The following is a 24,590-nucleotide window of genomic DNA, read 5'->3' as shown; positions in this document are numbered from 1 at the left end:
GACGCCCACGCCCACGCAGGCGGCCGACGACGCGACGGCGCACGCGCTGCTGGCGTGCTGGCTGCGCGAGGTGCCGGGCTGGACGTTCGAGCCTGCCGGCGGCGACCTGGGTGGGCCGATCTCGGAGCGGACTTCGGAGCGGACTTCGTCGCCGAGCTCGGAGCGAACCCCTCCCGGCCGGGTGGGCCATTCACTCTACGGTCAGCCACCGACAAACTCCCCGACGACCGGCGATCCGGCGGGCACGAGCACCGCGCTCGACCACGCCACAGGAGCAGGTCCAAGAGACGCCACGGGCGCGAGCACCGGCTACGCGGCAGGCGTGGGCACCGGCAACGCGGCAGGCTCGGCGACCGGTCACACTCACGCCGCGGGTGCGCAGGCCCCTCCCGGCCGGGTGGGCCATTCACTCTACGGTCAGCCACCGACAAACTCCCCGACGACCGGCGACAACGCGGGACCACGCATCGTCATCCCGCTGCCGCGCTGGAACGCCCGCCTGCTGGTCGGCGTCCGCCGCGTGTCGGCGACCTACCGGCACCAGCTGGAACTGCCCGCGCTCCTCCAGCTCGCCGACGCCGAGCCGCGGCCGGTCGGGTTGGCGCAGCTCGCCGTCCTGCTCGCCGACACCCTGCCGGCGCTGCGTACCGAGCCGCTGCTCACCCGGGTCCTCGACAGCGCCGCCGCGGTCGCCGGGTATCTCGACGGCCGGGCGGACGAGATCGACCAGCTGTGGTCGGCCGAGCCGCTGCCGTTCGCCGCGACCGAGCAGGCGCTGCTGCTCGGGCACCTGGTGCACCCGACCCCGAAGAGCAGGGGCGAGCTGGGCGCCGTCGAGCGGCTGCGGTTCTCCCCCGAGACCGGCGGCCGGTTCGCGCTGCGCTGGCTGGCCGTCGACCGCGACCTCGTCCGGCACGGCAGCGCCCTCGACACGCCGGCGCCGGAGCTGGCGGAGGCGCTGCTGCGCGACGATCCCACCGTCGACCACGCCGCCCTGCGAGCGACCCGCGACGCCGTCGGCGGAGACCGGGTCCTGATCCCGGCGCACCCGTACGAGGCCGACCGGCTGGCCGCCGACCCCGTCACCGCGGACCTGTTCGACACCGGCGCTGTCGTCGACCTCGGCGCCTGGGGCGCACCGTTCCTGCCCACCACGTCGGTGCGCACGGTGTACCGCGCCGACGCGCCGTGGCAGCTGAAGTTCAGCCTGCACGTGCGCGTGACGAACTCCATGCGGGTGATGCTGCCGAAGGAGCTCGACCGCGCCGTGGAGTCGGCGGCGCTGGCACGCACCGTCATCGGCGAACACACCAGGCAGGCCGCGCCGCACTTCGTCCTCGTCCAGGATCCGGCCTACCTCACGGTCGCCCGCGACGGCGCCACGCTGGACGGGTTCTCGGTGCTGCTGCGGGAGAACCGCTGGAACCACCACGGCCCCTCCGACGTCAGCGCGCTCACCACGCTCTGCCAGGACCACCCTTACGGCGGCAGCAGCCGGCTGGCCGCCATCATCGCGGCCATCAGCGGCCGCGAGCACCGCGCCGAGCACGTCGTCGCCCGCGAGTGGTTCGGCCGGTTCTGCGACGTCGTGGTGCGGTCGCTGGTCCGGCTCTACCTCGACGTCGGCCTGTGCTTCGAGGCGCACCAGCAGAACACGCTGGTCGAGCTGACCGACGGCTGGCCGGTGCGCGGCGTGTACCGCGACAGCCAGGGCTACTTCCACCGCGCCGCCGCGCACGACGACCTCGTCACCGTCGTGCCCGGCCTGGGCGAGGTCACCGAGTCGATCTTCCCGGAGGACCTGGCCGACGAGCGGCTGGTCTACTACCTGTTCGTCAACCTCACGCTCGGCGTCGTCAACGCGCTCGGTCCCTGCGTCGACGAGACCGTGCTGCTGCGCCACCTGCGCCGGGTGCTGACGGAGGAACGCTCGCGCGGCGGGCGCTACCCGGCCACGCTGCTCGACCGGCTGCTCGACGACGAGCGCTGGCCGTGCAAGGCCAACCTGCTGACGAGGGCGCACGACATGGACGAGCTGGTCGGCGACATCTCGACCCAGTCGGTGTACGTGACGCTGCCGAACCCGCTGCTGGGGGTGGGCTTATGACGTGGTCCGTCACGCTGCCAGGGGCGACGACCGAGCTGACGTTCACGCCGGTCCGGGCGTCCGACGACACCGAGCTGATCCACGACTGGATGAACCGCTCGCACGTCGTGCCGTGGTGGCAGCTGGGCGTGTCGACACCGGAGATCCACGCCTACCTGGCCGGGCTGACGCACCTGCGGCCGTGGCTGGTGTCGGCCGGCGGGGTCCCGTTCGGCTACGTCGAGACCTACGTCGTGGCCGAGGACGCCCTCGCCGCCCACTACCCCGCACGCCCGGACGATCAAGGGTTCCACCTGCTGGTCGGGCCGCTGTCGATGCTCGGCACCGGCGTGCCGCGGCTGATGGGACGCGCCGTGCTGGCCTGGCTGCTGAACCGCGGCGAGCGCGCCGTCTGCGAGCCCGACGTACGCAACGGGCGCATGCTGGCCTACTGCCGCCGGCTCGGGCTGACGTCGCTGGGCGAGGTCGACCTGCCAGAGAAGCGGGCCGCCGTCCTGGCCTGTGAGCGGGCGGAGTTCGACGCGCGCTGGCCGGGCGACCGCGCCGCGGTGGGGGTGCTGGCATGACGCACCACGACGTCATCGGCGTCGGGCTGGGGCCGTTCAACCTCGGCCTCGCGGCCCTGCTCGACCCGGTCGGCGACGTCGACGCGGCGTTCTTCGAGGCGGCGCCGCGGTTCGCCTGGCACCCCGGCCTCATGCTGCCGGGCACCACGCTGCAGGTGCCGTTCCTGGCCGACCTCGTGACGCTGGCCGACCCCACCAGCCCGTGGTCCTTCCTCAACTACCTGCACGAACGCGGCCGGCTGTACCGGTTCTACTTCTACGAGCGGTTCCACGTGCCGCGGGCCGAGTACGACGCGTACGCCCGCTGGGTCGCCGAGTCGCTGCCATCGTGCCGGTTCGGGACGCGGGTCACGGCGGTCGAGCCGGACGGCGGCGGCTGGCGGGTCACCGTCGAGACCGCCGGCGGCGCCGTCGCGCAGCACACGGCCCGCTCCGTCGTGTTCGGCGTCGGCACCCGGCCGTCCGTCCCCGCCGTCGCCCGCGAGGTGCTGGGCGCGGACGTCTTCCACACCGAGAACTACCTGACGTACCGCGAGAAGGCGGTGACCGCGTCCGCCGTCACCGTCGTCGGGTCCGGGCAGAGCGCCGGCGAGGTCGTCGCCGACCTGCTCGAGGCCGGGCTGCCCGGCGGGCTGACGGTCGACTGGTTCACGCGGTCGCGCGGGTTCCTGCCGATGGAGTACTCCAAGCTCGGGCTCGAGCACTTCACGCCCGAGTACACGGCGTACTTCCACGGTCTGCCACCGGCGACCCGGGACGAGCTCCGGGCCGGCCAGGACCTGCTCTACAAGGGCCTGTCGGCCGAGACCAGCGAACGCATCTACGACCTGCTGTACGAGGCGACGGTCGACCGCGCCGACCCGCCGGTCGTCTACGCGGGGTCGTGCGAGCTGCGCTCGATCGAGCCGTCGCCGCTGCCCGGACGGCGCTGGCGGCTCGGCTGGCACCACCGCGACCAGGACCGCGCGTTCACCCGCGACACCGACGTCGTGGTGCTGGGGACGGGGCACGAGCCGGCGCCGCTGCCGGTGCCGTCCGGGCTGGTCGCACTGGACGACGCCGGGCGGCCGGAGGTCGCGCTGGACTACCGGCTGACGCTGGCCTCCGGCGCGCCGTCGACGCTGTTCGCGCAGAACGCCGAGCTGCACACGCACGGCGTCGGCGCACCCGACCTCGGGCTCGGCGCGCACCGCAACTCCGTCATCGTCAACGCGCTCGCCGGCCGCGAGGTCTACCCCGTCCGCGACCGCACCGTCTACCAGAGCTTCGGAGGCCCGCCCGCATGAGCGCACCTGACCTGCAGCAATGGGAGCGGGCGAACCGCGAGTTGATCGCGAAGCTGCTCACCGAGTTCGGCTACGAGGAGATCCTGACGCTGTCCGGCACGGTGTCGGTGCCGCTGCCGGGCGCGACGCTGACCGGACGGGCGACGCGGCGGGCGCTGGGCTGGTGGCGGGTGGACCCGTCGTCGCTGACGGTCGAGGGCGGCGGGCCGCTGCCCGACGCCGCCGCCGTGTTCACCGCGGTGCTGGGCGCCGCAGGAGCCGAGGCGTCCACCGTCGCCGGCGCCGTCGCGGAGCTGTCGTCGACCCTGCTGACGGACGCGCGGCAGCTGGCGGCCGCCCGGCCGGCGGCCGAGCTCGTCGACCTCGAGCCGGTGCTGGTCGAGGCCGAGCTGACCGGGCATCCGTGGATCGTCGCGAACAAGGGCCGGGTCGGGTTCGGCGCCGGCGACCTCGCGGCGTATCCGCCGGAGGCGCGCGCCGACGTGCGGCTGCTGTGGCTGGCCGCGTCGCCGGCCGTCGCGGACGCCGTCGGGCCGGACCACCACCAGGTGGTGCGCGAGCAGGTCGGCGACGCGGCGTTCGAGGCGCTGCGGGCCGGGGCGCAGCTGGGCGGGCTGGACCCCTCGACCTGCGTGTTCGTGCCGGTGCACCCGTGGCAGTGGGAGCACCGCATCCTGCCGCTGCACGCGCCGCAACTGGCCCGCGGCGAGCTGGTGTTCCTCGGTGAGGGTCCGGCGCGGTACCGGCCGCAGCTGGCCATCCGCACCATGACCGACCTCGACGACCCGGCCCGGCGCTACCTCAAGCTGCCGCTGTCCATCCTCAACACGTCGGTCTACCGCGGGCTCCCGCGCGAGCGCACCTTGGCCGCGCCGGCGCTGACGTCCTGGCTGTCGTCGGTCGTCGGCGGCGACGCGTTCCTGCGCGAGACCGGACTGATCCTGCTCGGCGAGGTGGCCGGCGTCAGCGTCGCGCACCCGGTGTACGCGGGCCTGCCGGGGGTGCCGTACCAGTACACCGAGCTGCTCGGGGCGATCTGGCGCGAGCCCGTGCAGCCGTACCTCCGGCCCGGCGAACAGGCCGTCTCGCTGGCCGCGCTGCTGCACGTCGACCCGTCCGGCGGCTCCTTCGCGCAGGCGCTGGTGGCGCGGAGCGGGCTGCCGGCGGCGGAGTGGGTGGCGCGGCTGCACGCGGCCGTGCTGCCGCCGCTGCTGCACGTGCTGTACAAGTACGGCGCGATGTTCTCGCCGCACGGGCAGAACTGCATGATCGTCCACCGTGACGGCGTGCCGACGCGGCTGGTCGTCAAGGACTTCGTCGACGACCTCGCGATCTGCTCCGAGTCGCTGCCGGAGCACGCGGGCCTGCCGCCGGCCGTGCGTTCGGCGCTGGCCGACGTCGTCCTGGACGGCAAGACGCTGCGGAAGTACCTGCAGAACGGGCTGCTGATCTGCGTGTACCGGTATCTGGCGGAGATCTGCGCCGACCGGCTGGACGTGCCCGAGGCGGCGTTCTGGGGGTCGGCCCGCTCGGTGCTGGCGGCCTACCAGGACCGGTTCCGCGGCGAGCTGGCCGAGCGGTTCACGCTGTTCGACCTCGAGTCGCCGACGTTCCCGAAGCTGTGCCTCAACCGGCTCCGGCTGTTCGAACGCGGCTACGCCGACGACCCCGAACGCCCCGTCATCTCCGCCGTCGGCACCGTCCCCAACCCCCTCTCCCCCTCGTTCGCCGAGGACTAGGCGGCACCCAGCGTGCGAGCGGGAGGGGGACGCCGGCAGGGGTAGGCTGCGGGCGTCCGAGCGAGGAACGAGCGAGGCGGGCGGAGGCCGGCATCCCCTCCCACCCGCGGATCGCAAACAGCGACCTAGTGAAGCTCGTCCCGCCGCCACAACGCCGCAGCGCGTTCGAGCTCTTCCGCCATGCGCAGGTTCCCCCGCGCCAGCCGCGTCTGCCGTTGACCGTCCTCGTGCGCCATGTCGTCGGCGGAGTGGGCCCGGCCGGCGGCGACGACGCGGCAGAACGCGGCCGCCCGTTCCAGCGCGACCGCGAAGTCGCCGGTGAACGCGCTGGTCAGCACCGCGTCACCGAGGGCGGCGACCTCCGCCGGACCCGGTGGGTGCGCGACGCCCGCCACCGCCGTCGACACCTCGGCGACCCGCTCGCCGACGGCGAAGACGCGGGCCGCCTCGGCGCCGTTGCGGTGCACCCAGCTGCGCAGCAGGTACAGCGACCAGAGGGTGCCGGGCAGGGTGTCGGCGCCGGAGCCGCGCCACAGTTCGGCCATCTCGTCGAGGCCGAGGCGGTCGGCGAGGTCCAGCAGCCGCGGCGCGGCGCCGGGTTCGGAGCGGGCGGCCTCCAGGACGGCGGCAGCGGTGGCGTGCGCGACGGCGGTGCGGTCGGCGGGATCGGGGTCGCCGAGCAGTTCGGGCATGTCGGGTCGCAGCTGGGGGCGTCGGTGGCTGCCTTCGGTCACGTCTCCATTGTCCCTTGTCGTGGGGTCAGGCCTCGAACGTGCCGCCGGGAGCCACGACACGCAGCTCCGTCTCTTCCGGCGCCAGCTTCTCGTACAGGTTGTAGAAGAAGCCCGGCACGGCCAGCAGAGCCTCGTGGATCGGGATCGCGACGTTCGGCGTCAGCGCCCGCAGGTAGTCGGCCGACTCGCTCGCCTTGAGCCACGGCGCCGCGGTGGGCAGGCCGAGGATCTCGACGTCGACGTCGGGGATGGTGAAGGAGTCGCCGGGGTGCAGGAACCGGCCGCCGATCAGGTAGGCGACGTTCGGGATGACCGGCACGTCGGGGTGGATGACCGCGTGCTGGCCGCCGAACACGTCGACGCTGGTGCCGACCTGCAGCCGCTCGCCCGGCTGGACGCCGGTGGCGGCGATGCCCGACTCGGCCAGGACGGCCGCGCTGCCGCCGTCGGTGTACAGGGTGGCGCCGGGGTTGGCCGCGAGCAGCGCGGGCAGCCGCTCGACGTCGAGGTGGTCGGGATGCTGGTGGGTGACCAGCACCGCCGTCAGACCCGTCAGCGTCTCGAAGCCGTGCGAGAAGCCGCCGGGGTCGATGAGGATGCGGGCAGCGCCGTCGTCGACGAGGACGCAGGAGTGCTCGAACTTCGTCAGCCTCATGATCTCGAGGCTAACGCCGATCCGGCGCTTCCGCGCGCCCACCGCCCGGCTGCCAGAGCACGTCGCCCGCCTCGCGGTTGGCATAGCGGGACAGGATGAACAGCAGGTCCGAGAGCCGGTTGAGGTACTTCGCGGTGAGCGGGTTGACGCCGTCGATGTCGCCGGTGCCGTACTGCTCGACCGCCGCCCACGCCGACCGCTCGGCGCGTCGCACCACCGTCGTCGCCACGTGCAGGTGCGCGGCCGTGACGCTGCCACCGGGCAGGATGAACGACGTCAGCTTCGGGACCTCGGCGTTGTAGCGGTCGCAGTCGGCCTCCAGCTCGTCGATCCAGGCCGGCTGCACCCGCAACGGCGGGTACTCGTACTCGGCCTTCAGCGGCACGCACAGGTCGGCGCCGACGTCGAAGAGGTCGTTCTGCACCCGCTGCAGGACGGCGAGCACGTCCGGGCCGAGGCCGCCGCCCCCGCTGCCGGACCGCTCCAACGCGACCACCACACCGATGGCCGCGTTGGCCTCGTTGGCGTCGGCATAGGCGACGAGGCGCGAGTCGGTCTTGCGCGTGCGGCTGAAGTCGCCCAGCCCAGTGGTGCCGTCGTCGCCGGTGCGCGTGTAGATCTTCGTCAGCCTCACCATGTCCCCACACTACGGTGACGAGATGTCGTCGACACTGCTGCCCGTCGGGCCGGGCCTGGCCGTGGCGATGGCGGTCCTGGTCGTGGCCGCCGTCGTGGTGAGCGCGGTCGCCCGGCTCGGGTACGACCGCGGCATCGTGACAGCGGCGCTGCGGGCGGTCGTCCAGCTGGCCGTCGTCGCTCTTGTGCTCGCCGCCGTCGTCGAGGTCGAGCCGCTGACGGCCGCGTTCCTGCTGGTGATGCTGGCGACGGCGACCCTGACCGCCGGGCGGCGGATGACCCGGCACCGGTCCTGGGCCTGGGCCGTCGTCCCGGTCGCCGCCGGCCCGCTGCTGGTCGTGACGACGCTGCTGGCGGTGGGCGTGCTGCCGACGACGCCGCTGGCCGTCATCGCCGTCGCCGGGATCCTGATCGGCGGCGCCATGACGGCGGCCGGGCTGGCCGGGCGGCGGGCCCTGGACGAGCTGGCCGCGCGCCGCGGCGAGGTGGAGGCGGCGCTCTCGGTCGGCCTGCTGCCGCGCGACGCCGCGCTCGAGATCGCCCGTCCGCAGGCGGCGACCGCGCTGATCCCGGCCCTCGACCAGACCCGCACCGTCGGCCTCGTCGTACTGCCAGGCGCGTTCGTCGGCATGCTCATCGGCGGCGCTGCTCCCATTCAGGCCGGCGCCGTGCAGCTGTTCGTGCTGATCGGCCTGCTGGCGGTCGAGACGGCTGCGGTCGCGCTGACGATCGAGCTCATCGCCCGCGGCCTGATCGTCCGGCCGTGAGCCGGCCGCTGGCCCGGGGAGCACGCCCGCTTTCGCCGCCCTCGTCGGCAATCGTCGAGGCCGCCACCACCTGGTGACCGCTCGGGCGCCGGGACTTGTCGTCGGGCGTGGTGACATCAGGGCCAACTGTTGGCGCTGGTGTCACCACGCCCGAAGAGCACTCACCCACCCACGACGGGCCACGCGCCCCCTTGATGCTCAATCCAGCAGTCCGCGACGGTCGACTGTCGTGCCGTGGTTCTCGAGCCGGGTCTACCCGGCTGCCGCCGCCTCGTTGCCACCGGGTTCGGCTGCGCCCGCGGCTGTGATCATGTGGTCGTGAAAGCGCGGATGCCCGCAATAACAGACGCTGCGGGACATAGAGGTTGGGTCCGTTGATTGCTCTGGTCCTGCACCGCAGGCGGGGCATGGAGGCGGGGCATCGTGGTCACCCAGCGATGCGCCACCATCACGGCCCGTCATGGACTCATACGCGACGCGTTCCATCGCGCCCCGCCCCGTCCTCCGCGCCAAGACCGGGTCCGGACATGAAACAGCTCAGAGGATGGCCTCTGAGCTGTGGTGTGTTGCTGGCGGTCCTGACGGGACTTGAACCCGCGACCTCCGCCTTGACAGGGCGGCGAGCACTCCGAGCTGCTCCACAGGACCTTGCTTGTACTGCCTTACTCACCCCGCCGGAACGGGTACCGCATCCCCAACGGGATTCGAACCCGCGTTGCCGCCTTGAAAGGGCGGAGTCCTAGGCCGCTAGACGATGGGGACCAGATCTGACGACATGGCCCATGGCTCGTCGCCGTTCGGGACGTTGAAAGCATAGGGGTGGCCCGCTCAGTTCTCCAAATCGGGAGCTGGGGACGGGTCCTCCGGACCCTGGGCTGCGCCGTTGTCCTCGTCGGCCTGGTGGCGGTCGATCTCGGCGCTGGTCTGGCCGAGGCCGCCGAGGGTGAGGTCGTCCCACGCGACCAGCTCTTTCGTCTCCGGATTGAAGTAGAGCACCGACAGCGCGACCGGAGTGGGATCTTCGTCACGTAGGCCGCGCAGTCCGGCGCCGCCGGTGGAGCCCTGGACCATGACCCGCGTGCCGTCGTCGAGGACGTAGGTGTCGCGTTTGTGGGCGTGGCCGGACAGCACCAGCGGGGCGATGCCGTCGAACAGCTCGGCGTTGCTGGGGTCGTGGTAGACGATGACGTCGGGTGGCGGGTCGACGTCGGCGGCTGCGTCGGCGAACTCCTCGCTGCCCTCGCGCAGCACCTCGTCGGGAACGCCGCGGACGGACTTGTCCGGCGTGAACCGCGGGTCCGGCGCGCCGATGAAGCGCAGCCCGGCCACCTCGACCGGCTCGCCGTTCAGGACGACGGCGTTGGGTGCGGCGGCGACGGCGGCCGCGGTGGCCACGGAGTCGTGGTTGCCCTTGGCGAAGACGTAGGGCCGGCCGAGGTCGGCGATGGGGCGCACGTAGGAGTTCTCGAGCGGCGTGCCTTGGTCGACGATGTCGCCGCTGTCGACGATGGCATCGACGGAGTACTGGTCGGCCACCGCGCCGATGATGTCCCACGCCGCCGGGTTGAGGTGCAGGTCGGACACGTGCAGGACGCGGATGGTGTCGTCGTTGGGCTGGAACGTCTGCAGGTTGAGCGTGGTGTCGTAGACGGCGGCGACGTTGGCGACGAAGCCAGCCAGCTGGTCGGCGTAGGCGTCGAAGTTGTTCGCGATGTCCTCGGCGTTGCCGATCAGCTGCGGCGCGGCGGCCAACGGGCCGGTGTACGCGGGCTCGCGCACGGCGTCGGAGTCGTACGTCAGCGCGACCATCCCGTAGCTGCCGAGCACCGCGCCGGCCGCCACGCCGGCCGCCAGCGCCGTCCGCCGCACCGACCGCAGCACCAGCGCCGCCGCCAGCGTGCCGCCGATGAGCGCGGTGAGCGCGGCCCGGATCGCGGCGTCGACGAGGACGTCCTGGATGCCGGCGGCGATCTCGTCGTCGAGGGTCGACAGCGAGTACGGGTCGGCGACGTAGCCGTTGAGGCCGTCGAGGTCGACCTGCCGCACGGAGATGTCCAGCGTGACCGGCCCCGAATGGGTGTCGAGGACGACGGCGCCCACGGGGTCGAGATGGATGACGGACTCGCCGGTCAGCGTCGGCCGGAACGCGACGTCGATGGCCAGCGGCCCGACGTAGGTCTGCGTGGTGCCGGCGATGACCAGCGCCACCCAGGCGCCGGCGAGCGCCAGCACGGCCGGGCTGAGCAGCGTGAACGTCCGGCGCAGCCACGACGGCCAGGTCGCCGGGCGCGTATAGTCGCGCCACGCCCGGCGCTGCGCCGGTTCGCCCGGCGGGCTCGTCTCCGTCACCACGTCCACGCCTCGTTGGTAACACATTTCCGCCCCCGCGATCGGCGCGCACCGCTCCGGCAGGCGAGACTGGTGCCGTGCTGGAGCTGACCGAGGCGGAGTTCGAACGGCTGGTGTCCGAGGCGATCGACGAGATCCCGCCGGAGCTGGCCCAGATGATGGACAACGTGGTGATCCTCATTGAGGACGAGGCTCCCGACGACGTCCCCGACGTGCTGGGGCTGTACGAGGGCACCCCGCTGACCGAGCGCGGCGAGTGGTACACCGGCGTGCTGCCCGACACCATCAGGCTGTTCCGGCTGCCGATCCTGCGCATCTGCGACACCCCCGACGATGCCGTCGAAGAGGTGCTGATCACGGTCGTGCACGAGGTGGCGCATCATTTCGGTATCGACGACGAGCGGCTGCACGAGCTCGGCTGGTCGTGACGGAAGAGGGATGGTTCGGGCGCCGGGCCGGGAACGCCTCTCGGCGCAACGGCCGCTCGTAGCGGCTATAAGTGGGACCCGGGGTTACCACGGCCCGCCGCCCAGCGAGAGCCCCGAAAGGCTGTCGCCAGTACCTGAAACTACCCGATGTCCGTCGTTGTTCCCAGCGTTGTCGCGTGGGAAGGATCACCTTGACGACTGGCGGAGCCACCACTCAGTCCTCTATCCCAGCTTGAGCATTGCCTCCGCGACCTCACCGGTCGCCGCATCGGGAATCGCCGTGGCAGCGTCCTCGAGGACGAGCAGCCGCGCCCCGGGAATCTCGCGCGCGATCGCTTCCCCGTTGCCAACGGGGAAGAACAGATCCCGGCGGCCGTGGACGACGAGCCTGGGAACCTCGATCTCGGGTAGCCGCTCGCGCCAGCGGGGTTCGCAGTCGAGGCTGGCGAAGACCATGCCGAGCTGGTTGGCCAGGTGGGTCGGGGGTGAGGTCCCGGGTGTGCGGTCCCAGATGCGCGCCGCGATCGCGCGTGCGGTGTCGGGGTCGTCGCCGAGGTCCTCCGCGCCGGCGGCCGCGAACTCCGCCACTGCCTCACGGTCGGTCCAATCGGGCATCGGACGCGCGAACAGACGATTCATCGTCGCCTTGTCGTGGTCGGGGAGATCAGCGTCGGGCTTGCCCGGAGCGACCGCGCGAGTGCCGACCAGGGTCAGCGCCGAGAACGCGCCGGGATGGTCGAGCGCCGCGACCTGGGCGACCATTCCGCCGACGCCGATGCCCGCCAGGTGCGCGGGCCCGCCGCCGAGCGCGTCGACAAGGGCCGCCGCGTCAGCGGAGAGGTCGCGCAGGGTGTAGGCGGGGGCCGCCGGGTCCGCCGTCGTCGACTCGCCGCTGTCGCGCAGGTCGTAGCGCACCACGCGCCGCCCACCGGCGGCGAGGTGCTCGCACAGCGCGTCGGGCCAGGAGAGCATCGTCGTCCCGCCCACGAGCAGAACGAGTGGCGCGTCGTCATCACCGAAGGACTCGACGCCCAGGGCGACCTCATTGGCGTTGATGGTGGTCATCGTTCGGTCACCGGTCAATGTCCGGTCAGCTCGGCGACGACAGGAGCGAGCGCATCAGCGGCGTTCGCGCCGACGACGAAGTATGAGAAGCCGCCCTCCTCACGTCGTCGCAGGATCTCTTCAGTGGCTGCCGCCGGGTCACTCGGAAGCACCAACAGCGAGTCCGCTGCGCGCAACGCGGCAGGGTCCGTGGCTGGATGCGTCATGAACGGGGAGACGGCGTCGCCGACCACCGCCACGTGGCATGCCAGTTCAAGGTCTCGGAGTGCGCGAAACTCGGCGGCCATTCGCATGATCTCGGCCCGAGCGTCGCCTGGCATCGTGACGAACGTGACCGTATCCGCCAGATCGGCCGCCAGTGCTTGGGCCTTCGGGCCACGCACGGCCATCACCACCGGTGTATGGAGGTCGGGGCCGTCGAGTTCTCTGAGCGACGTGACAGTGTCGCGCACCTGAGACAAGCGCTGGCCCGGTGTCACCGCCGGAAGGCCCAACTCGCGCAGTTCGTCCTCGATTCCAGGCCTGCCGGTGCCGATGCCCATCTCGAAGCGACCTTCGGTGAGCACCGACAGGGAGTGTGCCTCCCAGGCCAGGTTCTGGGGCGTGCGCAGTGGAGAGGCATACACCCACGCACCGACCCGCAGATCGGCGAGAGTCGCCGCGACAGCCAGCGTGGGACCGGGCGCTGGCTGCCACCGCTGAACGTCGGGCATCAGGAGTGTCGAGAAGCCGCTGTCGGCAATACGGCGCACCTGGTCTCGCCACGCCGGCAGATCACCTCCGAACGGGGCAACAACACCGAATCGAAAGCTCCTTTCTCCGCCGGTCGCCTCATCGTCTGTCATCGTCGCGGTCCTCTCGGGTCGATGTGCGTGCGGCTGTCACCCTATTGACTGCCGAGCAGGTCCCAACTCATCGAGCGGATGACGGTCGTTGAGCTCAGGTGTCGCTGCGTCGCCGCCAGTAGGCCAACGCGACGGCGAACAGCAGCGGTCCCCACAGCATGAGCGGGGCGTAGCAGACGAACACGACGACGCCGTCGATGCTGTCGAGCTGCAGAGGCGAGCCGTCCGCGAGCCGCTCGCCCTGGACGTTCCGGCCCAGCAAGAACGACACGCCGACCCATCCCCACAAGGCGGTCAGGATCGTCGCTCCGAGCAGGGCCGGCACCAGTGCCACCGGAACAGGGATCCGCCGGCCGCGCAGGACGGGGACCCACCGCGGCCACACCTCCCCCCACCTCGCGATCAATCCGACACACAGCAGCGCCAGTCCCTCCGACACCACCGAGAGGAGGAGGACGTAGACCTCGAGGGGAAGCCACGTCGGCAGGTCTCCGCGGGCCTCGGCGGTTGTCATACCGTCCGGCAGAGGGAGGAACACGACGGTGACGATCCGCCAGATGCTCGAGGGCAATACCACGAGCGGGATTGCCAGAGCTGCACGGCGAGTCCACACCGACACCCCCGCGACGGGTTCGTGGAGCGACCGCCACCATGGCGCGAGGGAGCGGACCGGAGGGTCGGGCGAGATCGTGCTCATGCCTCAACCCTCCACATCGGCAACGCAGCGCACATCCCTCCCGAGGGTGACCGGATGCCCCGCGCGCGGGAGTCAGCTCAGGTGCGGGATGACCGACGTCCCGAAGCGGCGGAGTTGGGCGATCGGGTCGGCGACCGGCCAGATGAAGACCTCGTCGACGCCGGCGTCGGCGTAGCGAGCCAGCTTTGCGGCGCACACGTCGGCGGGCCCGATGAGCACCTGGTCGGCGAGGGCGGCCGGGTCCCGGCCGAGCATCCGAGCCAGGGCGTCGAGTCTCGTCCGCGACTCGGCCGCGGAATCGGTCAGGTAGGTCCACATGGTCGCAAGGGCGATCGGGAAGGGGCTGGTGTCTCGCCCGGCCGATGCCAGGGCCTGGTGCAGGAGGTCGCGGCCGGCGGAGATCTGGCCGGGTGTCGTGTTGTATGCCGACGCAAGCCAGCCATCGCCCAGGCGGGCCACCCGGCGAAGCCCGGCCGCCGAGCCCCAACTGCCGATCCAGATCGGGACCGGCCGGGCCGGCCGGGGTTCCAGGGCGGGTGTGACGTAGAAGCGCTCCGCAGCCGGTGCGGGATCGTGGGTGAGCGAGGCGCGCAGCACCCGGACCGCGTCGTCGAACCGCGGCCACCGCTCCTCGAACGGCACCCCGGCCGCGTCGTAGTCGGCGGCCGAGGATCCCGGACCGACACCGAGCACGAAACGACCACCGGACAGGGCGTCCAACGCCGCGGCAGCCTTGGCCAGCGCCACCGGCCCGCGCACCACCGGCAGAGCCACGGTCGTCGCCAAGGTCAGGTCGGCGCTGCGATCCACGACGCTGGACAGCGCGACGATCCCGTCCAGCCACGGTCTCTGGAACACCAGATGGTCATTGGCGCTGATCGCGCTGAACCCCGCCTCGCGCGCAGCATCCACGTAGCCGGCCAACGAGGCGATCCCCGAACCGTCGAAGTCGATCAGCGGCAGATGCGCACCGAACCTCACAATCGGACCCTAACGGCCACGGTGACGCGGGCTGTCAACGTCAGCCGATCGCCTCCATGACGTCGTCGAGGGCGGGGCGTCCGGCGTCGCAGGGTTCGCCGGGGGTTACAGCGGGGCGCCGAGGTCTTCGACGATGACGTCGACCTTCGTCTGGTCGTCGACGGTGAAGGAGTACAGGCAGGTCATCTCGGAGTCGTAGGCGACCTGGACCGGGCGTCCGTTCATCTCCTCGACGTCCATGTCACCGTCCTCGATCGGGCCGAGGTCGTAGGCGAAGTCGACCGCGACGGCGATCGACCGGTCGAGGCTGTCCCACACGCAGGCCGGCACGCCGGCCCGGTCCCGCTGCGCACCGTCGGCCGGGGTCAGGTCGGACGCCGCCGTCGTCGTCTCCGCAACCGGCGAGCAGGAGGAGAGAGATCGGGAGGACGATGAGGGTCCTCTTGAGGCCCTGCGTCATGAGCGAGAACCCTACGGGAGCGGGATGTCGAGAATCGGAAGGCGGCTCCGTCCCTGGGTTACAACCACCGAAACAGGAGGATGGCAGCGATGACACACGTACGGCGTTTCGACCACATCGGCATCACCGTCGCGGACATGAAGACGGTGACGGAGTTCTTCGTGCGGCTGGGGCTCGAGGTCGAGGGCACCGGATCCGTCGAGGGCGAGTTCGTGGAGGCCGTGTGCGGCATCCCCGACGCGCGCTGCGAGATCACGATGCTGCGGGTGCCCAACGGTGGACCGCGGCTGGAGCTGTCGAGCTTCGTCACGCCCGACCACGTGCCGGGATCACCGGCGGCGATGGCCAACGAGCTGGGGCTGCGCAACGTGTCGTTCGAGGTCGGGGACCTCCAGGCGGCCGTCGACGCGGTGGGGGCGGACGGGTATGGGCTCGTGGCCGGTATCGGCGAGTACGCGGGCAGCGTCCGCATGGCGTACGTCCGTGGACCCGAGGGGATCGTCGTGTCGCTGTTCGAGCAGCTCAGCTGACCGTCGGGAAGGCGAGAGGCGCGGCCGGCGCCTCGCGGAGCTGCGGCCAGCGTGTGGTCACCACCTTCGCGCGCGTGTAGAACGCCACCCCCTCGGGGCCGTGGATGTGATGGTCGCCGAAGAGGGACTGCTTCCAGCCGCCGAAGGAATGGAACGCCATGGGGACCGGGACGGGCACGTTCACGCCGATCATGCCGACCTCCACCCGGCGCTGGAACTCGCGCGCGACACCGCCGGACGAGGTGAAGACGGCGGTCCCGTTGCCGTACGGGTTGGCGTTGATCAGGTCGATCGCCGCGTCGAGCGTCGGGACCCGCAGGACGGTGAGAACGGGGCCGAAGATCTCGTCCCGATAGACGTCCATCGAGGACGAGACGTGGTCGAGGAGGGTCGGTCCGATGAAGAAGCCCTCCTCGTGGCCGGCGACGACGAGGTCACGGCCGTCGACGACGACCTGGGCGCCGTCCTTGGCTCCCTGCTCGACGGCGTCGGCGATGCGGGAGCGGGCGGCGGCCGTGACGACCGGCCCCATCTCGACGCCCGGAGCGGTCCCGGGGCCGACGGCGATGCGCAGGGTCCGTTCGCGGAGCCGCGGGACGAGGTCGTCGGCGGCCGAACCCACGGCCACGACGGCCGAGATCGCCATGCACCGCTGGCCGGCCGACCCGTACCCGGCGGCCACGATGTGATCGGCGGCGAAGTCGAGGTCCGCGTCGGGGAGCACGACGGCGTGGTTCTTCGCGCCGCCGAGCGCCTGCACGCGCTTCCCGGCCCGCGACGCGGCGGCGTGGACGTACCGGGCGATCGGCGTCGAGCCCACGAACGACACCGCGTCGACACCGGGGTGGTCCAGCAGCGCGTCGACGGCCACCTTGTCGCCGTGCACCACGTTGAACACGCCGTCGGGCAGCCCCGCCCGCTGGTACAGCCGCGCGACCAGGTCGGACGCGCCGGGCACCCGCTCGGACGGCTTGAGCACGAAGGCGTTGCCGCACGCGATCGCGAGCGGATGCATCCACAGCGGCACCATCACCGGGAAGTTGAACGGGGTGATGCCGGCGACGACGCCGAGCGGCTGGCGGAACGAGTGCGAGTCGACGCCGCGGGAGACCTGGTCGCTGAACGCGCCCTTGAGCAGGCTCGGGATCCCGCAGGCGAACTCCACCACCTCCCGGCCGCGCACCACCTCCCCGCGTGCGTCGTCGAGGGTCTTGCCGTGCTCGGAGGAGATGACGGCGGCCAGCTCGTCCTCGTGCCGGACCAGCAGCTCCCGGAACGCGAACATGATCCGGGACCGCGCCGTCACCGACGTCTGCGCCCAGGGCCCGGCCGCCGCGCGGGCCACCCGCACCGCCGCGTCGACGTCCGATGCGGCCGCCAGCCGCACCCGCCGCCGAGCGACACCCAAGGCGGGATCGAACACCTCCCCGAACCGGTCACCGGTGCCGGGGACGGCACCACCGTCGATCCAGTGCTCGTACGTCACGGCTCAGCCTCCGGCCAGAGTCCGGACCGCGCCGGCCAGCACCCGCAGATGCAGCTCGACGTCGTCCTCGGTGGTCGCCGGGCACATCAACGCCATGTTGTGGAACGGCGTCAGCATGATGCCCCGGTTGAGCAGGTAGAGGTGCAGGTAGTCCTCGAGCTCGACGTCGGTCGACCCGTAGGACTCGGTGCCGTTGCGCGGTCCCGGCGACATGAACCGGTACTCCGAGCGGGCGCCCAGCTGGGTCACCACCCACGGCAGCGCGAACTCGTCGATCAACCCCTGCACCCCCGCGGTGTAGTGCGCGGCCAGCGCGATCATCCGCCCGTACGCCTCCTCGGTCAGCGACGATTCCAGCGTCGCCCGCGCCGCCGCGAGCGACAGCGCGTTGCCGGCCAGCGTCCCGCCGACGCCTCCGGTGTCGACGAGGTCGAGGTCGCCACGGGCCAGCAGGTTCTCCGCGAACGCGGCGGACAGCCCGAACGCGCCGATCGGGACACCGCCGGCGATGGCCTTGCCGATGGTGAGGATGTCCGGTTCCAGCTGCCAGGCCCGTGTGCAGCCGCCCGGCCCGGCCGAGACGGTGTGCGTCTCGTCGTTGATCAGCAACGTGCCGGTCGCCCGGGTCAGCTCCCGGACGGCGGCGAGGTACCCCGGCTCCGGCAGCACGATGCCCATGTTGGTCATCGCCGGTTCCATCAGGACGGCGGCGACGTCGCCGGCGGCCAGCTCGCGCTCCAGCGCGGACACGTCGTTGAACTCGACCACCCGGCTGGTGCGCGTGACGTCGAACGGGGCGCCGACGTTGCCCGGCCGCGGCCGCGGCCCGTCGGCGCCGGTGACGATGAACGACTCGTCGACGCTGCCGTGGTAGCTGAAGCTCATGACGAGCACGCGCGGCCGCCCGGTGACGGCGCGGGCCAGCCGCAGCGCCCAGCGGTTCGCGTCGGTCGCAGTGAGCGCGAAGCTCCACTGCGTCAGGCCGAACCGGCGGGTCAGCTCGTCGGCGACGGCGGCGGCGTCCTCGGTCGGCATCATGGTGGTGGCGCCGCCCTGCTCGCCGAACCGGGCGGCCACCGCCGCGACGGTCGCCGGCGGCGAGTGGCCGGCCATCGCGCCGGTGTCGCCCAGGCAGAAGTCCACCAGCTCGTGGCCGTCGACGTCCCACAGGCGGGCGCCGCGGGCGCGGTCGAGGTAGAGCGGGAACCCGGCCGCCGTCTTGGCCATCCAGGTCATCGGCACCCCGGTCAGCAGGTGCCGGCCGCGGCCGTGTGCCGCTCGCGACCGCGGATTGCGCTCGGCGAAGCTCGCGCGCTCCTCCGTCAGCAGCCGGTCCAGCCGGACGCGGTCGACGGTGTGCAGGGTGCTGGTCATGACTGCGCTCCGATCGTGACGCCGGCCCGCAGCCGGGCGGTGCCTTCCGTGTCGACGTCGCCGGCGTCGTCGAGCTCGACGCGGTAGACGGCGAGCGCGCGGTCCCGGCTGACCCAGCCCTCGCGGACGTCGCGGGCGACGCGGTGCGGATCGCGGGAGACCGGATCGCCGTAGCCGCCCCCGCCACTGGTCCGGGCCACCAGCCGCTCGCCCTCCTGGATGGTCACCGGCCCGCAGATGTCCAGCGCCGTGAGCACGCCGTCGCGGCCCCGCTTGAACTGGGCCGACGGCGCGCCGGGCTGCCCGCCGCCGGCGCCCATCATCGGGTTGATCGAGCCGTCGTTGGCGTAGACGGCCTCCAGGTGGGTGCCGACCGGCCCGTACTCGACGTGCAGTGACGGCGCGCCGCGGAACCGGCCGGCGCCCTCGGTGTCGGGGTCGATGTGCCGGCGGTGGATGACGATCGGCTGCTTCAGCTCGTCGATCTCGACGCTGTCCAGCAGCAGCGTCCCGCCACTGCCGAGGTCGCTCATGGTCAGCCAGCCGTCGGCCGCCGGGGCGCCGGCGCCGCCGTTGGGGCCGGTGAAGATCTGGTTGACGAACGGACCGTGCTGGTCGCGCCGGTCGATCCCGGACACGACCGCCTCCGACGGCGACATCCCGCTGCCCACCTCGGCCATGCCGAGGCCGTCGCCGATCTCCGCCATGGCGCGCTGGACGGCGTTGCCGACCCGGTTGGAGAGGTTCGTCGTCGCGACGGAGCAGCTGGCCGGGTGCCGCGGGATCCCGACGACGCAGTTTTCCCGCAGCAGCACCCGGACCCGCCGGAAGCTGCCCTGGTTGTGCGGCACCGTGTGGTCGATGCTGTTGAAGATGCCGATCAGCGCGGCCGTCCGCGACGTCGCCTCGCTGAGGTTGAGCCCGGACGGCACGCAGTCGGGGTTGTCGCGCAGGTCGACCTCGATCATGCCCTCGTCCGGGCGCACCTGCACCGACACCGACAGCGGGATGCCGTCCGGCACGCCGGGGAACGGGTCGTGGACGGTCGTCGTGGTCGCGGACCCCGCCGGCAGCTGCCGGATCGCGGCCTCCATGCGCAGCTCGCCGTAGTCCAGCCAGCCGGCGGCGAACTCGTCCAGCGTGTCCCAGCCGACCTCGTCGGCCAGCCGCAGCAGCGCCCGCTCGCCGATCCGGGCACTGCCGAGGATCGCCAGGTAGTCGCCGCGCCACTGGTCCGGGACGCGGATGCGCATCTCGCACATGCGCAGGATGTCCTCGCAGTCCGTGTAGTCGCGCTGGGCACGGACCACCGGGAAGATCAGCGCGCCCTCCTCGTACACGTCGCGGGCGCTGGCGAGGTAGGTGGTCGGCACCGAGTTGCCGCAGTCGGCCTGGTGCGCCTTGGCCAGCACGGTGAAGCGGTGCCGGCCGTCGTGGTCGACGACGGGGATCAGCACGGAGTGGTCGGCGGCGTGGGTGTTCCCGTGATACGGCGAGTTGTGGAGAAACGCGTCGCCGGCGCGCACCTGTGGATAGAACTCGAGCATCGACCTCGCCTGCAGGTCCGGACCGCCCATGACGTGGATCGGCGGGCTCTGCCCGGTCATCAGCACGCTGCCGTCGGCGGCGAGGATGCAGCAGGAGAAGTCGCGTGCGGTGTTGAGCACGCCGGAGCGGCCGGAGCGGGCCAGCGTGTTCGACATTCGGCGGACGATCGCCTCGAAGCGGTGGCTCAGCACCGCCAGCCTGGCTCCGTCGCGGATCGCGGTCATGGTCATGTCAGGCCACCTCGGTCAGGGTCGGCTGCCGGCGCTCCTGCGCGGGCCGGATGACGAGCGAGCCCGACGGCGCGAGCTCGCAGACGCTGGGGTCCGCCACGACGACGGTCGTGAACGGCGACTCGATCAGCACCGGTCCCTGGATCGGCTCGCCGGCCGTCACCGACGACAGGGCGCGGACCGGGATCTCGATCAGGCCGCGGCCGGGGACGTAGGCACGGCGGGTGGCCGGCACCGCCGGGTCGCCGAGCCGGGCCCGGACCGCGGTGTCGCGCCGCAGCGGCACGGTGACCCGGGCGCCCCAGCTGACCGCCTCGACCGGCGAGCCGGGATCGGTCACGCCGAGGATCTCCTCGTGCGTGGCGTGGAAGTCGGCGGCGAAGTCGCGCACGTCCTGCGACGAGAGGAACGATCGGACCCGCAGCGGCACCTCCAGCTCCCAGATCTGCTGCGGGTAGCGCGCCTCGGCGAACAGCGTGACGGACGGCTCGGACGCGCCCGGCCCGACGTGCGCGACGAACTCCTGGCACTGCCGCAGCAGCCCGGCCAGGGCGGCGTTGACGCGGTCCGGGTCGAACGCGGTGGTCAGCGTCGGCAGGGTGACGTTGTACACGGCGGTGAGGTCGGACATCAGCGCGCCGGCCGCCGCCAGCGCCGCTCCGACGGCCGGCACCACCAGCTGGTCGCAGCCCAGGCGCTTGGCCACGGCGACGGCGTTGAGCCCGGCCGCGCCGCCACCGCCGACGAGCACGGCGCCGGCGGGGTCGATCCCCTGCTGCAGCGTGATCTCCTCGATGGCGCGCACCATCTGCTCGGTGGTGAGGTCGAGGACGGCGTGCGCGGCGGCCACCGGGTCCAGGCCGAGCGGCACGGCGACGTCGGCGGTCACGGCGGCCAGCGCCGCGCCGGTGTCGAGCCGCAGCGCGCCGCCGGAGAACACGTCCGGGTCGAGGTAGCCCAGCACGAGCGCGGCGTCGGTGACGGTGGCCCGTCGGCCGCCTCGGCCGTAGCAGGCCGGCCCGGGCACCGAGCCGGCGCTCTGCGGGCCGATGTGCAGCAGCCCGCCCGGGTCGACCCAGGCGATGCTGCCGCCGCCGGCGCCGACGCTCTTCACGTCGATCGACGGCAGCCCGGTCAGGTGCCCGGTCCCCTCGTCGCCGACCCAGGCCGACCGGGTGGACGGGATCTCGCCGCGGCGCACCAGCGTGACGTCGTACGTCGTGCCGCCCGCGTCGGCGACGATGACGTCGTCGGCGCCCAGGTCGGACCGGGCGTAGGCCCGGCCCGCGACCGGAGCCATCGACGGCCCGGAGTTGAGGGTGAGGATCGGCGCGGCCGCGGCGTCGGCGACGTCGACCACCCCGCCCATCGACGTCACCATGAGGATCCGTCCGGTCAGCCCGGCGTCGCGCAGCTTCGTGGTCAGCGCGCCGATGTAGGTGGCCATCAGCGGCTTGAGCGACGCGTCGATCGCCGTCGACGAGGCGCGCCGGTACTCCCGCAGCGACGGGTTGAGCGTGTGCGACAGCGAGTACGGCACCCCGGGCAGTGCCTCGTCGAGGACGGCGCCGACGGCCAGCTCGTGCGCGGCGTTCACCGTCGACCACAGCAGGCACACCGCCACCGCCTCGACCTCCAGGGCGGCCAGCCGCGCGCACAGCGCCCGCACGGCGTCGAGGTCGACCGGCTCCAGGATCTCGCCCGTCGACAAGATGCGCCCGGGCACCTCGAAGGTCAGCGACCGCGGCACGTACGGCTCGGGGAACGGCACGGTGAAGTCGAACGGGTCGCGGCGGCCGCCCTCGCGCAGCAGCAGCACGTCCGGGTGGCCGCGGGTGGTGAGGAAGGCGGTGCGGGCGGCGTTGCCGGTCAGCACCGCGTTCAGCCCGCGCGTCGTGGCGTGCACGAACGTGCCGACCCGGCCGACGAAGTCGGTCAGCGACTGCCCGTCGGCGGCGGCCGCGACGGACAACACGTCGAGGATGCCGCGCACCGGGTCGTCGGGGACCGTCGGCGACTTGTACAGCCGCAACCGGTCGGCCTCCTCGACGACGAGGTCGGTGAACGTCCCGCCGATGTCGACCGACACCCGCAGCTCCCGCTCAGAAGCCATAGCTGGACACCTTCTCCTGCTCCGCCGCCGTGACCTCCGGGGTCAGCGGCACCGCCAGTTCCATCGCCGCGCGCAGGTCGGCGAGGAACCGCGAGGTCTGGCCCTCGTTGTGCGGCATCGGCACGACGACGATGCCGACCGGCGCCGGGACCTGCCGGGCGGCGAACATCCAGCCGCGGCGGCGGATCTCCTCGACCACCGGCCGCAGGTCGAGGGCGGGCGAGTGGATCAGCGCGATGTTGATCTGCGAGCCCGGGTAGACGTCGAGGCCGGGGATCCCGCGCACGCCGTCGATCAGCTCGTCGCGCAGCGCCATCGACTTCAGCGACACCGCCGTGTAACCGGCCTCGCCGAGCAGCGTCGCCATCGTCCAGGCGCCGGCGATGGGGCCGGTGCCGCGGGTGCCGGACATCGTCCCGTTGGGTGGGCAGATCTCCTTCGCCGCGGCCAGCAGCGACGCGTCGCGGAAGAACAGCGACCCGGCCGGCGGCGGCGCCATGCCGTTCTTGTGCAGGTCGGCGCTGATCGAGCAGACGCCGGGGACGCGGAAGTCCCACGGCTCGATCGCCGGGTCGTACCCGGACCGCTCCAGGAACGGCAGGATGTAGCCGCCGAAGGCCGCGTCGACGTGGAAGTAGAGGCCGCGCCGCTGGGCGATCTCGCCGATCGCCTCGATCGGGTCGATGCTGCCGTACGCCCACGTGCCGGCGGTCGCGATCAGAGCGATGGTGTCTGGACGGATCGCCGCCTCGATCGCCTCGGGGTCGACGTGGTGCAGCCCGCTGTCCGGCGCCGGGACGGCGATCGCGTCGAGGTCGAACATCCGGCAGAGCTTGTACAGCGAGTAGTGCCCGTTGTCCGGGAAGACGACGCTGCCGCCGCGGCGGCCGGACAGCTGCTTCGCGGTCAGGATCGCGCACATGTTGGACTCCGAACCGCCGGAGCTGATGAAGCCGGCGGCGTCGGGCGCGCCGAGCAGCCCGCCCATCCAGCCGACGATCTCGGCCTCCATCTCGCGGGCGCCGCCGCCGGTGATCCAGGTCTCGCCATGCAGGAACCGGGCGTAGGCCTGGACCGAGAGCTCCCGGATCTCGTCGCCCCACGGCAGTTCGGGTGCGGAGACCAGGTGCGGGCCCTCGTCGAACAGGTTGCGGGGCATCTCCGGGAACCGGGACACCCGCTCCAGCCGGGCCAGCCGCGCGTCGAGCTCGGCGGCGGTGAGGCCGCCCGGGAACGTGGTCACTGCGCCACCACCCCGCCGTCGACGAGCAGGCTGACGCCGGTCACGTAGCCGGACGCCGCCGACGCCAGGTACACCACGGCCGGGCTGATGTCGCCCACCTCGCCGATGCGCCCGGCCGGCGTCATCGCGAGGATCTCCTTCTCCACCTCCGGCGTGATGAGGTCGCGGTTCATCGGCGTGTGGACGTTGCCCGGTGCCACCGCGTTGACCCGCACGCCGGCCGGCGCCAGCTCCGTCGCGAGCGCCTTGACCAGCAGTTCGATGGCCCCCTTGGACAGGCAGTAGGCCGAGTCGTTGGGCGAGCCGACGTGCCCGGACATCGACGACACGAAGACGATCGACCCGCCGGACCCGAGGTGCGGGGTGACCGACCGGGTGAGCCGGTACGGCGCGCGCACGTTCGTCGCCCAGTGCTCGTCGAGGAGGTCGTCGCCGGTGTCGGCCAGCGACGCCTGGGCGTAGATCCCGGCGGAGTGGACGAGGACGTCGATCCGGCCGAAGGCGGCCAGCGCCTGCGCGACGATCGCGTCCGGCGCGTCGTCCTGGCAGAGGTCGACGGCGACGGTGGCGGTCGGCGCGCCGGTGGCGGCGACCGCCTCGGCGGCCGCGGCCAGCCGGTCCGGGGACCGGCCGACCAGCACGACGGCGCTGCCGGCCGCTCCGAGGGCACGTGCGATCTCGGCGCCGATGCCCGAGCTGGCACCGGTCACGACGGAGACTCTCCCGGTCAACCCGAAGGGGTTTTCGGACG

The 24,590-nt window shown here is 72.5% G+C and carries 22 protein-coding genes and 2 tRNA genes; 7 read left to right on the top strand and 17 right to left on the bottom strand.

The features are described from left to right. Positions 1-520: 520 nt before the first annotated feature. Genes BLU82_RS32525 through BLU82_RS32510 form a run of 4 tightly spaced genes read left to right on the top strand, consistent with a single transcriptional unit; the run spans position 521 to position 5,698 of the window. Entirely contained in the window at positions 521-2,107 is a 1,587-nt protein-coding gene (locus BLU82_RS32525) for an IucA/IucC family siderophore biosynthesis protein (protein WP_172885751.1), read from the top strand. Next, positions 2,104-2,673, top strand: a complete 570-nt coding sequence (locus tag BLU82_RS32520) for a GNAT family N-acetyltransferase (protein ID WP_092624932.1) — start codon at positions 2,104-2,106, stop codon at positions 2,671-2,673. Before BLU82_RS32525 ends, BLU82_RS32520 begins: the two co-directional genes overlap by 4 nt. Next, positions 2,670-3,959: a lysine N(6)-hydroxylase/L-ornithine N(5)-oxygenase family protein gene (locus BLU82_RS32515; protein ID WP_092624931.1), complete on the top strand. Its 1,290-nt coding sequence runs from the start codon at positions 2,670-2,672 to the stop codon at positions 3,957-3,959. Before BLU82_RS32520 ends, BLU82_RS32515 begins: the two co-directional genes overlap by 4 nt. Further along, the gene (locus BLU82_RS32510) at positions 3,956-5,698 is read left to right on the top strand and encodes an IucA/IucC family siderophore biosynthesis protein (RefSeq protein ID WP_092624930.1); all 1,743 of its coding nucleotides are present in this window, start codon (positions 3,956-3,958) and stop codon (positions 5,696-5,698) included. Before BLU82_RS32515 ends, BLU82_RS32510 begins: the two co-directional genes overlap by 4 nt. Positions 5,699-5,823: 125 nt before the next feature. Here BLU82_RS32510 and BLU82_RS32505 read toward each other — a convergent pair whose 3' ends face one another. The 3 genes from BLU82_RS32505 to BLU82_RS32495 are packed head-to-tail and all read right to left on the bottom strand — an operon-like array spanning position 5,824 to position 7,724. Beyond that, a complete protein-coding gene (locus BLU82_RS32505) occupies positions 5,824-6,432 on the bottom strand; it encodes a hypothetical protein (RefSeq protein WP_197682620.1) in 609 nt (202 codons plus the stop codon). Between the two features lie 25 nt (positions 6,433-6,457). Beyond that, positions 6,458-7,087, bottom strand: a complete 630-nt coding sequence (locus BLU82_RS32500) for an MBL fold metallo-hydrolase (protein WP_092626688.1) — start codon at positions 7,085-7,087, stop codon at positions 6,458-6,460. Positions 7,088-7,097: 10 nt separating this feature from the next. Further along, positions 7,098-7,724, bottom strand: coding sequence for a cob(I)yrinic acid a,c-diamide adenosyltransferase (locus BLU82_RS32495; protein WP_092624928.1), 627 nt, complete (start codon positions 7,722-7,724; stop codon positions 7,098-7,100). Positions 7,725-7,746: 22 nt separating this feature from the next. Here BLU82_RS32495 and BLU82_RS32490 point away from each other — a divergent pair, with 22 nt between their 5' ends. Further along, positions 7,747-8,490 (top strand): ABC transporter permease, encoded by a 744-nt coding sequence (locus BLU82_RS32490; RefSeq protein ID WP_092624927.1) that lies wholly within the window; start codon positions 7,747-7,749, stop codon positions 8,488-8,490. Between the two features lie 570 nt (positions 8,491-9,060). On the opposite strand, the gene BLU82_RS32485 is transcribed toward BLU82_RS32490, so the two are convergent. The 3 genes from BLU82_RS32485 to BLU82_RS32475 all read right to left on the bottom strand — a co-directional run bounded on the left by BLU82_RS32485 (position 9,061) and on the right by BLU82_RS32475 (position 10,848). Continuing rightward, positions 9,061-9,138, bottom strand: a tRNA-Asp gene (locus tag BLU82_RS32485). A 41-nt stretch (positions 9,139-9,179) separates the two neighbouring features. Continuing rightward, positions 9,180-9,252: transfer RNA gene (locus tag BLU82_RS32480), tRNA-Glu, on the bottom strand. 66 nt (positions 9,253-9,318) lie between these two features. After that, the gene (locus BLU82_RS32475) at positions 9,319-10,848 is read right to left on the bottom strand and encodes a metallophosphoesterase (RefSeq protein WP_157741407.1); all 1,530 of its coding nucleotides are present in this window, start codon (positions 10,846-10,848) and stop codon (positions 9,319-9,321) included. Positions 10,849-10,916: 68 nt separating this feature from the next. Between BLU82_RS32475 and BLU82_RS32470 the strand changes: the two genes are divergently transcribed. Continuing rightward, positions 10,917-11,267 carry a metallopeptidase family protein gene (locus tag BLU82_RS32470; RefSeq protein ID WP_092624925.1) on the top strand — a complete coding sequence of 117 codons (351 nt, stop codon included), beginning with the start codon at positions 10,917-10,919 and terminating at the stop codon, positions 11,265-11,267. Positions 11,268-11,489: 222 nt separating this feature from the next. Here the strand turns inward: BLU82_RS32470 and BLU82_RS32465 are convergent, their stop codons facing one another. From BLU82_RS32465 to BLU82_RS32445, 5 genes are all read right to left on the bottom strand, one after another. Then, complete coding sequence (locus tag BLU82_RS32465) at positions 11,490-12,332, bottom strand: alpha/beta fold hydrolase (RefSeq protein WP_092624924.1); 843 nt, start codon at positions 12,330-12,332, stop codon at positions 11,490-11,492. A 14-nt stretch (positions 12,333-12,346) separates the two neighbouring features. Then, a complete protein-coding gene (locus BLU82_RS32460) occupies positions 12,347-13,177 on the bottom strand; it encodes an LLM class flavin-dependent oxidoreductase (protein WP_092624923.1) in 831 nt (276 codons plus the stop codon). Positions 13,178-13,271: 94 nt separating this feature from the next. Further along, positions 13,272-13,874, bottom strand: a complete 603-nt coding sequence (locus BLU82_RS32455) for a hypothetical protein (protein WP_092624922.1) — start codon at positions 13,872-13,874, stop codon at positions 13,272-13,274. Positions 13,875-13,946: 72 nt separating this feature from the next. Next, positions 13,947-14,855, bottom strand: a complete 909-nt coding sequence (locus BLU82_RS32450) for an LLM class flavin-dependent oxidoreductase (RefSeq protein WP_092624921.1) — start codon at positions 14,853-14,855, stop codon at positions 13,947-13,949. 105 nt (positions 14,856-14,960) lie between these two features. Next, the gene (locus BLU82_RS32445) at positions 14,961-15,185 is read right to left on the bottom strand and encodes a hypothetical protein (protein ID WP_092624920.1); all 225 of its coding nucleotides are present in this window, start codon (positions 15,183-15,185) and stop codon (positions 14,961-14,963) included. A gap of 219 nt (positions 15,186-15,404) precedes the next feature. On the opposite strand from BLU82_RS32445, the gene BLU82_RS32440 reads away from it, so the two are divergent. Continuing rightward, positions 15,405-15,845 carry a VOC family protein gene (locus BLU82_RS32440; RefSeq protein ID WP_092624919.1) on the top strand — a complete coding sequence of 147 codons (441 nt, stop codon included), beginning with the start codon at positions 15,405-15,407 and terminating at the stop codon, positions 15,843-15,845. Here the strand turns inward: BLU82_RS32440 and BLU82_RS32435 are convergent. Genes BLU82_RS32435 through BLU82_RS32410 form a run of 6 tightly spaced genes read right to left on the bottom strand, consistent with a single transcriptional unit; the run spans position 15,838 to position 24,549 of the window. Beyond that, on the bottom strand, positions 15,838-17,331 hold the full coding sequence (locus BLU82_RS32435) for a CoA-acylating methylmalonate-semialdehyde dehydrogenase (RefSeq protein ID WP_092624918.1): 1,494 nt from the start codon (positions 17,329-17,331) through the stop codon (positions 15,838-15,840). The two genes, BLU82_RS32440 and BLU82_RS32435, sit on opposite strands and share 8 nt — an antisense overlap. A 3-nt stretch (positions 17,332-17,334) precedes the next feature. Beyond that, positions 17,335-18,705: a transaminase gene (locus BLU82_RS32430; RefSeq protein WP_092624917.1), complete on the bottom strand. Its 1,371-nt coding sequence runs from the start codon at positions 18,703-18,705 to the stop codon at positions 17,335-17,337. Further along, complete coding sequence (locus tag BLU82_RS32425; protein WP_092624916.1) at positions 18,702-20,483, bottom strand: hydantoinase B/oxoprolinase family protein; 1,782 nt, start codon at positions 20,481-20,483, stop codon at positions 18,702-18,704. The genes BLU82_RS32430 and BLU82_RS32425 overlap by 4 nt, the downstream gene beginning before the upstream one ends. Position 20,484: 1 nt before the next feature. Then, a complete protein-coding gene (locus BLU82_RS32420; RefSeq protein ID WP_197682619.1) occupies positions 20,485-22,596 on the bottom strand; it encodes a hydantoinase/oxoprolinase family protein in 2,112 nt (703 codons plus the stop codon). Beyond that, positions 22,586-23,839 carry an aminotransferase class V-fold PLP-dependent enzyme gene (locus BLU82_RS32415; protein ID WP_092624915.1) on the bottom strand — a complete coding sequence of 418 codons (1,254 nt, stop codon included), beginning with the start codon at positions 23,837-23,839 and terminating at the stop codon, positions 22,586-22,588. Before BLU82_RS32415 ends, BLU82_RS32420 begins: the two co-directional genes overlap by 11 nt. Continuing rightward, positions 23,836-24,549, bottom strand: a complete 714-nt coding sequence (locus BLU82_RS32410) for an SDR family NAD(P)-dependent oxidoreductase (protein WP_197682618.1) — start codon at positions 24,547-24,549, stop codon at positions 23,836-23,838. The genes BLU82_RS32415 and BLU82_RS32410 overlap by 4 nt, the downstream gene beginning before the upstream one ends. Between the last annotated feature and the right edge of the window lie 41 nt (positions 24,550-24,590).

It is taken from the genome of Jiangella sp. DSM 45060, assembly GCF_900105175.1.
Classification (GTDB): Bacteria; Actinomycetota; Actinomycetes; order Jiangellales; family Jiangellaceae; genus Jiangella.
The sequence above is the reverse complement of the archived record's forward strand: the minus strand, read 5'-3'. Positions and strand labels throughout refer to the sequence as shown.

Coding starts and splice junctions, on each gene's coding strand:
- BLU82_RS32520 (WP_092624932.1), top strand. CDS start 2,104: ATGACGTGGTCCGTCACGCTGCCAGGGGCGACGACCGAGCTGACGTTC.
- BLU82_RS32515 (WP_092624931.1), top strand. CDS start 2,670: ATGACGCACCACGACGTCATCGGCGTCGGGCTGGGGCCGTTCAACCTC.
- BLU82_RS32510 (WP_092624930.1), top strand. CDS start 3,956: ATGAGCGCACCTGACCTGCAGCAATGGGAGCGGGCGAACCGCGAGTTG.
- BLU82_RS32500 (WP_092626688.1), bottom strand. CDS start 7,087: ATGAGGCTGACGAAGTTCGAGCACTCCTGCGTCCTCGTCGACGACGGC.
- BLU82_RS32495 (WP_092624928.1), bottom strand. CDS start 7,724: ATGGTGAGGCTGACGAAGATCTACACGCGCACCGGCGACGACGGCACC.
- BLU82_RS32490 (WP_092624927.1), top strand. CDS start 7,747: ATGTCGTCGACACTGCTGCCCGTCGGGCCGGGCCTGGCCGTGGCGATG.
- BLU82_RS32465 (WP_092624924.1), bottom strand. CDS start 12,332: ATGACCACCATCAACGCCAATGAGGTCGCCCTGGGCGTCGAGTCCTTC.
- BLU82_RS32460 (WP_092624923.1), bottom strand. CDS start 13,177: ATGACAGACGATGAGGCGACCGGCGGAGAAAGGAGCTTTCGATTCGGT.
- BLU82_RS32455 (WP_092624922.1), bottom strand. CDS start 13,874: ATGAGCACGATCTCGCCCGACCCTCCGGTCCGCTCCCTCGCGCCATGG.
- BLU82_RS32440 (WP_092624919.1), top strand. CDS start 15,405: ATGACACACGTACGGCGTTTCGACCACATCGGCATCACCGTCGCGGAC.
- BLU82_RS32430 (WP_092624917.1), bottom strand. CDS start 18,705: ATGACCAGCACCCTGCACACCGTCGACCGCGTCCGGCTGGACCGGCTG.
- BLU82_RS32425 (WP_092624916.1), bottom strand. CDS start 20,483: ATGACCATGACCGCGATCCGCGACGGAGCCAGGCTGGCGGTGCTGAGC.
- BLU82_RS32420 (WP_197682619.1), bottom strand. CDS start 22,596: ATGGCTTCTGAGCGGGAGCTGCGGGTGTCGGTCGACATCGGCGGGACG.